Genomic DNA, 15,234 nt, shown 5'->3' with positions numbered 1-15,234 from the left:
GAAAAGAATGAAAAGAAAGTAGATTGGAAGCGTTTTAAATAAGGATAAATAAGCTTTCTATTTTCAATTTTTTGAAATACATACTATATATAATAAAGCGAGAAACATATTAACATTTTATTTGATGCTTAAGTTAAAAAGGAGTATAATGAAACTAGTTATGATTTAAAAAAGGAGCATTTAAAAATGGATAAAAAGAAAATCATTTTAACTAGTTTGGCTAGTGTAGCTGTTTTGGGAGCGGCTTTTGTTGCATCTCAACCGTCAGTCGTGAAAGCTGATGATAAACCAACAGCTACTCAACCGATTGGAGAAACTAAGCCTACACCTGCGGCTGAAACTCCAAAAACTGAAGTAGAAAAAGCTAAGGAAGCTGAAAAAGAAGCTAACGCCAAAGTTGATGCAGCTCAAGAAAAAGTAGATACAACAACTACTACAGCAACTGATGCAACTACTAAACTTGAAACAGAGAAAAAAGAAGCTGCTGAGGCTGATGCTGCAAAAACTAAAGCTGAAGAAGCTAAGAAAATGGCTGACGATGAATTAGCTAAAGCAAAAGAAGAAGCTGCTAAAGCTGACTCTAAAGCAAAAGAAGAAGCCGCAAAAGAAGAAGCCGCTGCAAAAGAAGAAGCCGAAGCTAAAGAAGCTTTAACTGAAGCTTTGAAACAAATTCCTGATAACGAATTGCTTGACAAAAAAGCAAAAGAAGAATTATTGAAGTCTGTTGAGTCTGGTGAATTAAATGCTTCTGATATTCTTGCTGAGTTAGCAGATGATGCTGAAAAAGCACAAGATACTAATCCAACAATTAAAACAGAAGCTCCTGTATCTAAGGACAAGCTTCCTGAAGAGGTGCAAGCGGGAATTGAGGAAGGTGAAGCAGCGGATGCTGCTCGTCCTGAATCAGAAAAATTGCAAGACAAAGCTGATGATTTAACTGAAACAATTGAAAACTTAACGGATGATGCTGAGAAATTAAAAGCCGATTCTGAAAAGAAAGCTGAAACACTAAAAAAACAGGAAGATACTTTAAAAGAAGCAAAAGAGGCTCTTAAATCCGCTAAAGATAATGGATTTGGTGAAGATATCACAACACCGTTAGAAAAAGCTGTAACTGCGATTGAAAAAGAACGCGATACTGCGAAGTCTGAATTTGATGAAGCTGATGAAAAAATTCAAGCTGCATCAGCTGAAATTCAAGATTTAACTGAAAAACGTGATAATCTTCTTGAAGAAGTAAAAAAAGCAGAAGCAAAAGAAGCTGCAGAACCAGCTAAACCAGCAGAAGAAACTCCAGAGGAAGAAGCTGAACCAACCGAAGCTGAAAAAGCTGCTAAAGCTAAAGCAGAGGCTGATGCTAAAGTTGCTGAATTAGAGAAAAAAGTAGCTGAAGAAGCTAAAAAGGTTGAAGAAGCTACAGCGAAAGCTAAAAAAGAAGCTGCTGATGTAACTGCTGCTGAGACTGCAAAAACAGAAGCAGACAAAGCTCAAGCTGACGCAGAAGCTGAATTAGCTAAGGCTAAAGAAGAAGCAGCTAAAGCAAAAGCTAAAGTTGAAGAAGAAGTAAAAAAAGAAGAAGACGCTAAAAAAGAAGAAGCAGCTAACTTAGAAGCTTTGAAAGGTGCTTTAGAGCAACTTGAAAAAAAGGCTGAAGATAAAGTCAACAAGGATGATAGCATCAAGCCTGAAGATAAAGCGAAAGCTATCGAAGAAGCAAAAGCTGAAATCGGTAAAGAAGCTTTACTAAAAGCGATTGAAGATGGAGTTCTTACAGCTACTCAAGCTGTAGATGAATTCCTCAACGATGCCAACACAAAAGATAAAGCTCCTGAAGCTTATAAAACTAAAGAGTTAACTGCTGACGAAACTAAGAAAATTGATGAAGCAGCTCAAAAAGAAGCTTCTAAACCAATTGTTAAAAAACTTACAGACATTGCTGATGATTTAGCTGAAAAAATTGAAAAATTAACGAAAGAAGCTGAGGAAGATAAAGCTGACGCTACTGAAAAAGCTAAGGTAGTAGAAGAGAAAAATGCTGCATTAGAGAAACAAAAAGAAACTTTAGAAAAAGCTAAAACTGCTCTTGAAACTGCTAAGAAAAACAATGCGGATCAAGCTATCCAAGATGGATTGCAAGATGCTGTAACTAAACTAGAAGCTTCAGTTGCTTCTGCTAAAACTGCCGCTGATGAAGCTCAAGCTAAATTTGATGAAGTTAACGAAGCTGTAAAAGCATACAAATCTGCAATCGATGAGCTAACTGACGATTACAACACAACTTTAGGTTATATCGAAAACTTAAAAGAAGTTCCTAAGGGTGAAGAACCGAAAGACTTCAGTGGTGGTGTAAATCCTAGTGATGCACCTTCTGATGATGCTAAACAACCTGACGAAGTGCCAACTGCTCCTAACGCTCCAGGATTTAGTGGTGGTGTGAATCCTGGTGCCTCTCCTTCTGGAGATAATGGATCTGATTTCAATGGTGGGGTAAATGATGCAACACCTCCTACTGTAGCCGATGCTCCAGAATATAGTGGAGGAGTTAATGCGGCTGATGCTCCTGTAGCTGAGGTAGCTCCAGAATTCACAGGAATTCTTGCAACCAATACACCTGTGAATGAAAATGGAGAAGCATTATTGCCTCCTGTAGCTGAGGTAGCTCCAGAATTCACAGGAACTCTTGCAACTAATACACCTGTTAATGAAAACGGAGAAGCATTATTACCTCCTGTAGCTGAGGTAGCTCCAGAATTCAACAGTGGAGTTAATAGTTTAGAAGCAGCTGTTAATGAAGTTCCAGAATATAAAGGTGGTGCTAATTTTGTCTTAGCAGCTGTTAACGAAGCTCCAGAATATACAGGGCCTTTATCTACAAATGGTGAAGACGCTACAGTGAATAATGTTCCTGCATACGGAGAAACAGGCGCACCAGCAATTAACGAAGTTCCAGCGTATGCAGAAACAGGCGCACCAGCAATTAACGAAGTTCCAGCATATGCAGAAACAGGCGCACCAGCAATTAATGAAGTTCCAGAATATACTCTTACAACAGCAGGTACTAACAAGGATAATACTTATCAAGCACCAGCACCAGCAGCAAAAGCAGAAGATAAAAAAGAACTTCCAAATACTGGTGGTAAAGATAATGTTGCAGTTGCATCATTGGGATTCCTTGGATTGTTCCTTGGTGCTATTCCATTTGTGAAACGTAAAAACTAATTCATTTCGTAGTTTGCAAGAGAAGGAATAACTTCCTTCTCTTTTGTATATTATCTTAGTTTCTCTCAGGGAATTCTTCCCAATGGTATTTTTTGGTACTTTCCTTTATAATGGGTGTATGGATAAGAAAAAATTATTATTGATTGATGGGTCTTCTGTTGCTTTTCGGGCGTTTTTTGCGCTCTATCAGCAGTTAGACCGTTTTAAGAACGCGGCTGGTTTGCATACCAATGCAATTTATGGTTTTCAGTTGATGTTGAGCCATTTGTTGGAGCGAGTGGAACCGAGTCATATCTTGGTGGCTTTTGATGCGGGAAAGACGACCTTCCGTACGGAGATGTATGCGGACTATAAGGGTGGTCGGGCTAAGACTCCTGATGAGTTTCGTGAGCAATTTCCTTTCATTCGTGAGTTGCTGGATCATATGGGGATTCGTCACTATGAGTTGGCTCAGTATGAGGCGGATGATATCATCGGGACATTAGATAAACTAGCTGAGCAGGATGGTTTTGATATTACCATTGTCAGTGGGGACAAGGATTTGATTCAGCTGACGGATGAGCATACGGTGGTTGAGATTTCCAAGAAAGGTGTGGCTGAGTTTGAGGCCTTTACGCCAGAATATCTTATGGAAAAGATGGGCATTACACCGGCTCAGTTTATCGATCTCAAGGCGCTCATGGGTGATAAGTCGGATAATATCCCTGGGGTGACTAAAATCGGTGAAAAGACTGGTATCAAGCTCTTGCTGGAGCATGGTTCGCTTGAGGGTATTTATGAAAATATCGATGGGATGAAGGCTTCTAAGATGAAGGAAAATCTCATCAATGATAAGGAACAGGCCTTTTTGTCGAAAACACTGGCGACCATTGATACCAAGGCACCGATTGAGATTAGTTTGGAGGATTTGGTCTATAGTGGTCCAGATGTGGAAAATCTTGGGAAATTCTACGATGAGATGGGTTTTAAACAGCTCAAGCAGGCTTTAAATGTGTCGTCAGCTGATGTGGCTGAGAGCTTGGACTTTACTATTGTTGACCAAGTCAGTCAAGATATGCTGAGTGAAGAGTCTATCTTCCATTTTGAGCTTTTTGGGGAGAATTACCATACGGACGATTTGGTTGGTTTTGCCTGGTCTTGTGGGAATAAGCTCTATGCCACAGATAAACTTGAGCTTTTGCAAGAGCCGATTTTCAAGGACTTTTTAGAAAAAACACCTCTGAGAGTTTATGACTTTAAGAAGGCCAAAGTCCTCTTGCATCGTTTTGATGTGAATTTGCAGGCGCCTGCTTTTGACAGTCGCTTGGCTAAATACCTCCTTTCGACTGTTGAGGACAATGAAATTGCGACCATTGCGAGTCTTTACGGTCAGACTTACTTGGTTGATGATGAGACTTTCTATGGTAAGGGAGTCAAGAAGGCCATTCCTGAACGTGAGAAATTCTTGGAGCATTTAGCTCGTAAACTTGCTGTTTTGGTCGAAACAGAGCCTATTTTACTTGAAAAACTCAGTGAAAATGGGCAATTAGAGCTTCTTTATGATATGGAGCAACCTCTGGCCTTTGTCCTTGCTAAGATGGAAATTGCTGGGATTACGGTCAAGAAAGAGACCTTGCTTGAGATGCAGGCTGAAAATGAGCTTGTCATTGAAAAACTGACTCAGGAGATTTACGAACTGGCTGGTGAGGAGTTTAATATCAACTCGCCTAAGCAGTTAGGAGTGCTTCTCTTTGAAAAATTGGGGCTACCTCTAGAATACACTAAGAAAACCAAGACTGGATACTCGACAGCGGTGGATGTCTTGGAGCGCCTGGCTCCTATTGCTCCGATTGTTAAGAAAATCCTGGATTACCGTCAAATTGCTAAGATTCAATCCACTTATGTAATTGGCTTGCAGGACTGGATTTTGGCTGATGGCAAGATTCATACTCGCTATGTGCAGGATTTGACCCAGACAGGGCGTCTGTCTAGTGTGGATCCAAACTTGCAAAATATTCCTGTACGATTGGAACAAGGCCGTCTTATTCGGAAGGCTTTTGTGCCAGAGTGGGAGGATAGTGTCCTTCTCAGCTCGGACTATTCACAGATTGAATTGCGCGTTTTGGCGCATATTTCTAATGATGAGCACTTGATTAAGGCTTTCCAAGAGGGGGCAGATATCCATACTTCGACAGCCATGCGTGTCTTTGGTATTGAGCGTCCTGAGGATGTGACTGCAAACGACCGTCGTAATGCCAAGGCTGTCAACTTTGGAGTGGTTTACGGGATTTCAGACTTTGGTTTGTCGAATAATTTGGGCATTAGCCGTAAGGAAGCCAAAGCCTACATTGATACCTACTTTGAACGCTTCCCAGGTATTAAAAACTACATGGATGAAGTGGTGCGTGAGGCGCGTGATAAGGGCTATGTGGAGACCCTCTTCAAGCGTCGTCGTGAGTTGCCAGATATCAATTCGCGCAACTTCAATATTCGTGGTTTTGCAGAGCGGACAGCTATCAACTCTCCTATCCAGGGTTCGGCGGCAGATATTCTCAAGATTGCCATGATTCAGCTAGATAAAGCCTTGGTTGCAGGTGGTTATCAGACTAAGATGCTGTTGCAAGTGCACGATGAAATCGTCCTTGAAGTGCCTAAATCGGAACTAGCAGAGATGAAAAAATTGGTCAAACAAACTATGGAAGAAGCCATTCAACTCAGTGTTCCCCTCATCGCAGATGAAAATGAAGGGGCAACATGGTACGAGGCTAAATAAAAAAGCTATATAGAGTTTGAAGCATTTGTTTTCAAACTCTTTTTCATGTTTTTCTGTAAGCAGTTTCCTTGACATTTTTTTTGTTTTGCGCTATCATATGTCCATATAATATATGGGAGTCTGTGTACAGTCTGAGAGGAAGTGTTAAACTTCGACCGCACCTGATCTGGGTAATGCCAGCGTAGGGAACGATACTTAGTCTAATCTTGACCTTTTCCATATATGGTAAAGGTTTTTCTTTTTGTCAAAGGAAAACGAGAAGAGGAGGTTCTTATGAAAGCAAGCATAGCCTTGCAAGTTTTACCCTTGGCACAGGGAATTGATCGGATTGCTGTTATTGATCAGGTCATTGCTTATCTGCAAGCTCAAGAAGTAACTATGGTGGTGACACCATTTGAAACGGTCTTGGAAGGGGAGTTTGATGAGCTCATGCGCATTCTCAAAGAAGCGCTAGAGGTAGCAGGGCAAGAGGCAGACAATGTCTTTGCCAATGTTAAAATAAATGTAGGAGAGATATTAAGTATTGATGAGAAACTTGAAAAGTATACTGAGACGACACATTAGTCTATTGGGCTTTCTAGGAGTCTTGTCAATCTGGCAGCTAGCAGGTTTGCTTAAACTTCTCCCCAAGTTTATCCTGCCGACACCTCTTGAAATTCTCCAGGCCTTTGTTCGTGATAGAGAATTTCTCTGGCACCATAGCTGGGCGACCTTGAGAGTGGCTTTGCTGGGGTTGGTTCTGGGAGTTTTGATTGCCTGTCTCATGGCTGTGCTTATGGATAGTTTGACTTGGCTTAACGATCTGATTTACCCTATGATGGTGGTTGTTCAGACCATTCCGACCATTGCCATAGCTCCTATCCTGGTCTTGTGGCTCGGTTATGGGATTTTACCCAAGATTGTCTTGATTATCTTGACGACTACTTTTCCTATCATCGTTAGCATTTTGGACGGTTTTAGGCATTGTGACAAGGATATGCTGACCTTGTTTAGTCTGATGCGGGCCAAACCTTGGCAAATTCTGTGGCATTTTAAAATCCCAGTCAGTCTGCCTTACTTTTATGCAGGTCTGAGGGTCAGTGTCTCCTACGCCTTTATCACAACAGTGGTATCTGAGTGGTTGGGAGGCTTTGAGGGTCTTGGTGTTTATATGATTCAGTCCAAGAAACTGTTTCAGTATGACACCATGTTCGCTATTATTATTCTGGTATCGATTATCAGCCTTCTTGGTATGAAATTGGTCGATATTAGTGAAAAATATGTGATTAAATGGAAACGTTCGTAGAATAAGGATGTTTCAAAAAAGAAAAGAGGAAATCAAAATGAAGAAAACATGGAAAGTGTTTTTAACGCTTGTAACGGCTTTTGTAGCTGTTGTGCTTGTGGCTTGTGGTCAAGGAACTGCTTCTAAGGACAACAAAGAGGCAGAACTCAAGAAGATTGACTTTATCCTAGACTGGACACCAAATACCAACCACACAGGACTTTATGTGGCTAAGGAAAAAGGTTATTTCAAAGAAGCTGGAGTAGATGTTGATTTGAAATTGCCGCCAGAAGAAAGTTCTTCTGACTTGGTTATCAATGGCAAGGCACCATTTGCAGTGTATTTCCAAGATTACATGGCGAAGAAATTGGAAAAAGGGGCAGGAATTACTGCTGTTGCAGCTATCGTAGAGCACAATACATCAGGAATCATCTCTCGTAAATCTGACAATGTAGCTAGTCCAAAAGACTTGGTTGGTAAGAAATACGGGACATGGAATGACCCAACGGAACTTGCTATGTTGAAAACCTTGGTAGAATCACAAGGTGGAGACTTTGAGAAGGTAGAAAAAGTACCAAATAATGACTCAAACTCTATCACACCAATCGCTAATGGTGTCTTTGACACTGCTTGGATCTACTATGGATGGGATGGAATTCTTGCAAAATCTCAAGGTGTAGATGCTAACTTTATGTACTTGAAAGACTACGTTAAAGAATTTGACTACTACTCACCAGTTATCATCGCCAACAACGACTACCTCAAAGACAACAAAGAAGAAGCTCGCAAAGTTATCCAAGCCATCAAAAAAGGCTACCAATATGCTATGGAGCATCCAGAGGAAGCAGCTGATATCCTCATCAAAAATGCACCTGAACTAAAGGAAAAACGTGACTTTGTCATCGAATCTCAAAAATACTTGTCAAAAGAATACGCAAGCGACAAGGAAAAATGGGGGCAATTTGATGCAGCTCGTTGGAATGCCTTCTACAAATGGGATAAAGAAAATGGTATCCTTAAAGAAGACTTGACAGACAAAGGCTTTACCAACGAATTTGTGAAATAATGACAGAAATTAGACTAGAACACGTCAGTTATGCTTATGGTCAGGAGAAAATTTTAGAGGATATCAACCTGCAGGTAACTTCAGGTGAAGTGGTTTCCATCCTAGGTCCAAGTGGTGTTGGAAAAACCACCCTCTTTAATCTGATCGCTGGAATTTTAGAAGTCCAGTCAGGGCGAATTATACTTGACGGTGAAGAAAATCCTAAGGGACGCGTGAGTTATATGTTGCAGAAGGATCTGCTCTTGGAGCACAAGACGGTGCTTGGCAATATCATACTGCCTCTCTTGATTCAAAAAGTGGATAAGGCAGAAGCTATTGCTCGCGCAGATGAAATTCTTGCTACCTTCCAGTTGACAGCTGTACGAGACAAGTATCCTCATGAACTAAGTGGTGGGATGCGCCAGCGTGTGGCCTTGCTTCGTACCTACCTTTTCGGGCACAAGCTTTTTCTCTTGGATGAGGCCTTTAGCGCTTTGGATGAGATGACCAAGATGGAACTCCACGCTTGGTATCTTGAGATTCACAAGCAGTTGCAGTTAACAACCTTGATTATCACGCACAGTATCGAGGAGGCCCTCAGTCTCAGCGACCGCATCTATATCTTGAAAAATCGCCCTGGGCAGATTGTTTCAGAAATTAAACTAGATTGGTCTGAAGATGAGGACAAGGAAGTCCAAAAGATTGTCTATAAACGTCAAATCTTAGCGGAATTAGGCTTAGATAAGTAGAGAAATAGGGAGTTGGTGAAGATTATCCTTTACCAGCGCCCTTTTTCTTTTAAAAATGAGAAAATTTCGGTATAATAGTCAAAGATAGTCAAGGTTTAAAGAGAGAGGTGGGTTTGTAATGAGATTTAAAAATACATCGGATCATATTGAGGCCTACATCAAGGCGATTTTAGATCAATCTGGAATTGTAGAATTGCAACGGAGTCAGTTGGCAGATACTTTTCAGGTTGTTCCTAGTCAGATCAACTATGTGATTAAGACACGCTTTACGGAAAGTAGAGGCTACTTGGTTGAAAGTAAGCGTGGTGGTGGAGGCTACATTCGTATAGGACGGATTGAGTTTTCTAGTCATCATGAAATGCTTAGGGAGCTGCTTTACTCAATTGGTGAGCGAGTTAGTCAAGAAATTTATGAGGATATTCTGCAGCTTTTGGTTGAGCAGGAATTGATGACCAAGCAGGAGATGAATTTGCTAGTATCAGTAGCTTTGGATCGCGTTTTAGGAGAAGAAGCACCAGTACTTCGAGCAAACATGCTACGACAGGTCATACAAGAGGTAGATAGAAAAGGGAAGTAAGATGAACTATTCAAAAGCATTGAATGAATGTATCGAAAGTGCCTACATGGTGGCTGGCCATTTTGGAGCTTGTTACCTAGAGTCTTGGCACTTGTTGATTGCCATGTCCAATCACAGTTATAGTGTGGCAGGGGCCACTTTAAATGATTATCCATATGAGATGGACCGTTTAGAAGAGGTGGCTTTGGAACTGACTGAAACAGACTATAACCAGAATGAAACTTTGACGGAATTGCCGTTTTCTCATCGTTTGCAGGTCCTTTTTGATGAAGCAGAATATGTGGCGTCAGTGGTCCATGCTAAGATGCTAGGGACGGAGCATGTCCTCTATGCGATTTTGCATGATGGCAATGCCTTGGCGACTCGTATCTTGGAGAGAGCTGGTTTTTCTTATGAAGACAAGAAAGATCAGGTTAAGATTGCTGCCCTACGTCGAAATCTAGAAGAACGTGCAGGCTGGACTCGTGAAGACCTCAAGGCTTTACGCCAACGTCATCGTACAGTAGCTGACAAACAAAATTCTATGGCCAATATGATGGGCATGCCCCAGACTCCAAGCGGTGGTCTCGAGGACTATACGCATGATTTAACGGAGCAAGCGCGTTCTGGCAGATTAGAGCCAGTCATCGGTCGGGACAAGGAAATCTCTCGTATGATTCAAATCTTGAGCCGTAAAACCAAGAATAATCCTGTCTTGGTTGGAGATGCGGGTGTCGGGAAAACTGCTCTGGCGCTTGGTCTTGCCCAGCGTATTGCTAGTGGGGATGTGCCTACGGAAATGGCTAAGATGCGCGTGTTAGAGCTTGATTTGATGAATGTCGTCGCAGGGACACGTTTCCGCGGTGACTTTGAAGAACGTATGAACAATATCATCAAGGACATTGAAGAAGATGGACAAGTCATCCTCTTTATCGATGAACTTCACACTATCATGGGTTCTGGGAGTGGGATTGACTCAACTCTAGATGCGGCCAATATCTTGAAGCCAGCCTTGGCGCGTGGAACTTTGAGAACGGTTGGTGCGACCACTCAGGAAGAATATCAAAAACATATCGAAAAAGATGCAGCCCTTTCTCGTCGTTTCGCTAAAGTAACGATTGAAGAGCCGAGTGTGGCAGACAGCATGACCATTTTACAAGGCTTGAAGGCGACTTATGAGAAACATCACCGTGTGCAAATCACAGATGAAGCAGTTGAAACAGCCGTCAAGATGGCCCATCGTTACTTGACTAGTCGTCATTTGCCGGACTCTGCTATTGACCTCTTGGACGAAGCAGCAGCAACAGTGCAAAATAAGGCAAAGCATGTAAAAGCAGACGATTCGGGCTTGAGTCCAGCTGACAAGGCCTTGATGGATGGCAAGTGGAAACAGGCAGCTCAGCTAATCGCAAAAGAAGAGGAAGTGCCTGTCTATAAAGACTTGGTGACAGAGTCTGATATTTTGACCACCTTGAGTCGTTTGTCAGGTATTCCAGTCCAAAAACTGACTCAGACGGACGCTAAGAAATACCTTAACTTGGAAGCTGAATTGCACAAACGTGTCATCGGTCAAGATCAAGCTGTTTCAAGCATTAGCCGTGCGATTCGCCGCAACCAGTCAGGGATTCGCAGTCATAAGCGTCCGATTGGTTCCTTTATGTTCCTAGGGCCTACAGGTGTCGGTAAGACCGAATTGGCCAAGGCTCTGGCAGAAGTTCTCTTTGATGATGAATCAGCTCTGATCCGCTTTGATATGAGTGAATATATGGAAAAATTTGCAGCCAGTCGTCTCAATGGAGCTCCTCCGGGCTATGTGGGTTATGAAGAAGGTGGGGAGTTGACCGAGAAGGTTCGCAACAAACCCTATTCCGTTCTCCTCTTTGACGAGGTAGAAAAAGCCCACCCAGATATCTTTAATGTCCTCTTGCAGGTCTTGGAAGACGGTGTCTTGACAGATAGCAAGGGACGCAAGGTTGACTTTTCAAATACCATTATCATCATGACATCGAACCTTGGTGCGACAGCCCTTCGTGATGACAAGACCGTCGGTTTTGGAGCTAAGGACATTCGTTTTGACCAGGAAAATATGGAAAAACGCATGTTTGAAGAGTTGAAAAAGGCTTATAGACCTGAGTTTATCAACCGTATTGATGAAAAGGTAGTCTTCCATAGCTTGTCTAGCGACCATATGCAGGAAGTGGTGAAGATTATGGTTAAACCTTTAGTAACAAGTTTGGCTGAAAAAGGTATTGACTTGAAATTACAAGCTTCCGCACTGAAATTGCTGGCAAATCAAGGATATGATCCAGAGATGGGAGCTCGTCCACTTCGCAGAACCCTGCAAACAGAAGTGGAAGACAAGTTGGCAGAACTTCTTCTCAAGGGAGAATTAGAGGCAGGCAGCACACTTAAGATTGGTGTTAAAGCAGGCCAGTTAAAATTTGATATTGCATAAAATGGAGAATCAGGAGCAATCTTGATTCTCTTTTTTGCTACTTTTTTATAAAAAATGATAAAAAACTATTGACAAAACAAAAATATAATTTATAATAAAAACATAGATAATAAAAATATCAAAAATTATAAAAAGGTAATGCGTTTATGAAAAAGAAAACAGCAGTGGTATTTGGGACTTTTGCTCCGCTTCATCAAGGACATATTGATCTGATTCAGCGAGCGAAGCGGCAGTGTGACCAGGTCTGGGTTGTCGTTTCAGGCTATGAGGGAGACCGAGGGGAGCAGGTAGGCTTAACTCTTCAAAAGAGATTTCGCTATATCCGAGAGGCCTTTGGTGATGACGAGTTGACCTCTGTCTGCAAGTTAGATGAAACCAATCTTCCTCGTTACCCTATGGGCTGGCAGGAGTGGTTGAATCAGATGTTTGCAGAGATTTCCTATGATGAAGCCCAGCAAGAACTAATCTTCTTTGTGGGAGAACGTGACTACCAGCAAGAATTATCAAATCGTGGCTTTGAGACTGTCTTGCAAGAAAGAAAGTTTGGTATCTCAGCGACTATGATTCGAGAAAATCCAAGTAAATATTGGAAATATATCGCTCAACCCTTCCGTCGTCAGTTTACAAAGAAAGTGTTGATTATGGGAAGTGCTAGCAATGGGAAGACCACTCTGGCTAAGGATTTGGCTAGGTATTACGATGCACCAGTTAGTTTGGAATACGCACGTGAGTATCAGATTAAAAATAATGTCCGCGACGATGAATTGACTCCAAAAGATTACTATTATCTCCTGTTGGGGCAGTATGACCAGACCTCTAAGTTAATCGATAGCAATGCCAATAGAGGACTGGTAATAGCAGACACCAACTCCTTAGTAACCAAGGGCTACTATGATTATTACATGGAGACTGAGGACCAAGGGGACTTATCAGGAGAGACATTTGACAATCTCTTTGTTTCGATCTTGGCTAAGGAAAAATGGGACTTGATTCTCTTTGTGCAGCCTGTCGGCTCCTATGTCAATGACGGATTTAGAGATATGACTATGGCAGAAGACCATATTCGTCATAGTTTTTCCCAGCATTTGGATCAGATGAGAGAGCAATATTTAACCACCATTCCACTAGTTTATCTAGCTGAGGATTACCTAGGCAATTATGAAGCAGCCAAAGTGGCTATTGATGCCATTTACCAAGCAGATTAGGAGAAAATTATGAAAAAACTAACTGAAAAAATCAAACAATTTATCGAAAACTTTAAAAATGTCCATGCGGAAGCCCGCAAAATCGGTTTTGCAGGAATCATGCGCCTGCTCTGGAAAGATCTCTTTGTCGGCCGTAGCCTCTTCCAGTGGTTGTATCTTATCACCCTGTCAAGTGTTCCCTTGATCTTAGAGTTCACTCAAAATACAGAAAGTCATGACTGGATGAGCTTGTTTGCATCTTGGACTGGGATTGTCTGTGTTATCTTGGTAGCAGAAGGGCGTGCAAGCAATTATCTCTTTGGGGCCATTAACTCTGCTATCTATTTGGTTTTGGCCATGAATGCGACTTTTTATGGTGAAGTTTTGACGACCGTTTACTTCTTTGTCATGCAGCCGATTGGTCTCTATGCTTGGCTGTCCAACCGTATTAATGACCAAGGAAAAGTAGAAGAATCGCACTTTGAAGCCAAGAAATTATCCTTAGTGGATTGGCTCAAGTATTTAGTTTTGACTGCAATTATCTGGATTGGTATGGGCCTAGCTTATCAAAGCATCCACAGTGCTCGACCATTCCGCGATAGTGTAACGGACGCGACAAATGGTGTTGGTCAGCTCTTGATGACACGTCTCTACCGTGAGCAATGGATTTTTTGGATTGCAACTAACCTATTTAGTATCTACCTCTGGTGGGGTGAAAATATCCATATCCAAGGCATGTACTGGGTTTACACACTCAATAGTTTAGTGGGTTGGTACCAATGGACTAAGGCAGTTCGTAAGGAGGCATAAAATGGCAGATACGAAGATTCCAGACGGGATGACGGAAAAAGAATATTATGAAATCCATGCCAGTCAGGAAGAGTTTTTAGACTGGTACTACAAGCAGGAACTCCCTCAATATGAAAAGCCAAGTGTGACGGTGGATATGGTAGCCTACTGCTTTGTCGAAGGAAAGATCAAGCTCTTATTAATTCGTCGCAAGGCTCACCCTTATCAAAATTGTTTGGCTCTGGTTGGAGGATTTATGGACAAGGGCGAAGATGCTGCGCATGCCTGTCAGCGTGAGGTGAGAGAAGAAGTTAATCTCGATCTTCCTTTGGAAAAAATCGAGCAATTGATGACCGTATCGACTCCCGGCCGTGACCCACGGGGCTGGACAGTGACCATTGCCCACTTGGTTTATCTGCCTAGTCGTGCATTAGAACTTGTTCAAGCAGGAGACGATGCCAAGGACGTGGTTTTTGTAGATGTCGATTTTCAGACAGGCAAGTGCTTCTTAAAGGGAGTAGAGTTGGAGGAGCAAGCCTTCGCTTTTGATCATTATGCCATTATCCAAGAATCCATCAAACGAATCCAAGGCCGTCTCGACTGGAATCCGACCTTCCTTTATCTGCTGGAGGAGGAGTTCACTGTCTACGAAGGAACTGAACTGGTCAATCTTATCAACCCCGGTCGCCCCATCGTCAGCAATAACTTTCTCGTAAAATACGGAGAATATGTAGAAGAAGTTGGACTCAAACGAGTGCCTAAAAAGAAACCAAGAAAAACCTATCGATTGAAATAAAAAACGAGGTCGGGACAAAGTTCCCGACCTCTTTGTTTGCCTTTATTAGTTTGCTTTGCTGTTGCGACTGTTTTTAGGGATGGCTATCCTTCTTAGAATTGCTCAACAGGTGAGTAAAAAAGTCTTTGTATCGATACTTGAGATAGTTCTCATGCAAAACTAACAAAGCGATATAGAAAATCAAAAAGATTGTAGTCAGATAAAACACATCAAATGCAGTTCGCGCATAGTAAGTTGCTGATTGATAAGAGACAATAGCTGTCACAATCAACCAAGGAAGATACTTGTAATATTTGCTTAACATAAGTCTACACCTCCTATATTCTATTTCAATGTTATTATATTCCTTTGTACTTAAGAATGCAAGCGATTACACAAAAACAAATTTAAATTTTTAACAGAAAAATCTCCTGTTTTTCTGTTTT

At 41.7% G+C, this 15,234-nt stretch carries 12 protein-coding genes and 1 riboswitch; of the genes, 11 read left to right on the top strand and 1 reads right to left on the bottom strand.

From position 1 onward, the window contains the following. Window positions 1-186: 186 nt before the first annotated feature. The 11 genes from N8M95_RS04870 (at window position 187) to N8M95_RS04820 (ending at window position 14,809) form a co-directional block, all read left to right on the top strand. The gene (locus N8M95_RS04870; RefSeq protein ID WP_261116715.1) at window positions 187-3,219 is read left to right on the top strand and encodes an SIALI-17 repeat-containing surface protein; all 3,033 of its coding nucleotides are present in this window, start codon (window positions 187-189) and stop codon (window positions 3,217-3,219) included. A 118-nt stretch (window positions 3,220-3,337) separates the two neighbouring features. Beyond that, window positions 3,338-5,971: a DNA polymerase I gene (polA, locus tag N8M95_RS04865; RefSeq protein ID WP_261116714.1), complete on the top strand. Its 2,634-nt coding sequence runs from the start codon at window positions 3,338-3,340 to the stop codon at window positions 5,969-5,971. A gap of 102 nt (window positions 5,972-6,073) precedes the next feature. Further along, window positions 6,074-6,176: riboswitch (TPP riboswitch) on the top strand. A 68-nt stretch (window positions 6,177-6,244) separates the two neighbouring features. Continuing rightward, window positions 6,245-6,535 carry a thiamine-binding protein gene (locus tag N8M95_RS04860; RefSeq protein WP_000647659.1) on the top strand — a complete coding sequence of 97 codons (291 nt, stop codon included), beginning with the start codon at window positions 6,245-6,247 and terminating at the stop codon, window positions 6,533-6,535. Further along, window positions 6,498-7,256, top strand: coding sequence for an ABC transporter permease (locus tag N8M95_RS04855; RefSeq protein WP_167747867.1), 759 nt, complete (start codon window positions 6,498-6,500; stop codon window positions 7,254-7,256). The genes N8M95_RS04860 and N8M95_RS04855 overlap by 38 nt, the downstream gene beginning before the upstream one ends. A 37-nt stretch (window positions 7,257-7,293) precedes the next feature. Then, window positions 7,294-8,301 (top strand): ABC transporter substrate-binding protein, encoded by a 1,008-nt coding sequence (locus N8M95_RS04850; RefSeq protein WP_064276821.1) that lies wholly within the window; start codon window positions 7,294-7,296, stop codon window positions 8,299-8,301. Further along, entirely contained in the window at window positions 8,301-9,029 is a 729-nt protein-coding gene (locus N8M95_RS04845; RefSeq protein WP_020902163.1) for an ABC transporter ATP-binding protein, read from the top strand. The genes N8M95_RS04850 and N8M95_RS04845 overlap by 1 nt, the downstream gene beginning before the upstream one ends. A 118-nt stretch (window positions 9,030-9,147) precedes the next feature. Further along, entirely contained in the window at window positions 9,148-9,606 is a 459-nt protein-coding gene (locus tag N8M95_RS04840; protein WP_001211277.1) for a CtsR family transcriptional regulator, read from the top strand. 1 nt (window position 9,607) lies between these two features. Next, the gene (locus N8M95_RS04835; protein ID WP_261116713.1) at window positions 9,608-12,040 is read left to right on the top strand and encodes an ATP-dependent Clp protease ATP-binding subunit; all 2,433 of its coding nucleotides are present in this window, start codon (window positions 9,608-9,610) and stop codon (window positions 12,038-12,040) included. Between the two features lie 146 nt (window positions 12,041-12,186). Continuing rightward, the gene (locus N8M95_RS04830) at window positions 12,187-13,245 is read left to right on the top strand and encodes an AAA family ATPase (RefSeq protein ID WP_020902161.1); all 1,059 of its coding nucleotides are present in this window, start codon (window positions 12,187-12,189) and stop codon (window positions 13,243-13,245) included. 9 nt (window positions 13,246-13,254) lie between these two features. Next, window positions 13,255-14,034: a nicotinamide riboside transporter PnuC gene (gene pnuC, locus N8M95_RS04825; protein ID WP_020902160.1), complete on the top strand. Its 780-nt coding sequence runs from the start codon at window positions 13,255-13,257 to the stop codon at window positions 14,032-14,034. 1 nt (window position 14,035) lies between these two features. Next, window positions 14,036-14,809, top strand: a complete 774-nt coding sequence (locus N8M95_RS04820) for an NUDIX domain-containing protein (RefSeq protein WP_020902159.1) — start codon at window positions 14,036-14,038, stop codon at window positions 14,807-14,809. A gap of 73 nt (window positions 14,810-14,882) precedes the next feature. Here N8M95_RS04820 and N8M95_RS04815 read toward each other — a convergent pair whose 3' ends face one another. After that, complete coding sequence (locus tag N8M95_RS04815; RefSeq protein ID WP_020902158.1) at window positions 14,883-15,113, bottom strand: hypothetical protein; 231 nt, start codon at window positions 15,111-15,113, stop codon at window positions 14,883-14,885. Between the last annotated feature and the right edge of the window lie 121 nt (window positions 15,114-15,234).

The organism is Streptococcus mitis (assembly GCF_946190325.1).
In the GTDB taxonomy this organism is placed as follows: domain Bacteria; phylum Bacillota; class Bacilli; order Lactobacillales; family Streptococcaceae; genus Streptococcus; species Streptococcus mitis_CF.
The sequence above is the reverse complement of the archived record's forward strand: the minus strand, read 5'-3'. Positions and strand labels throughout refer to the sequence as shown.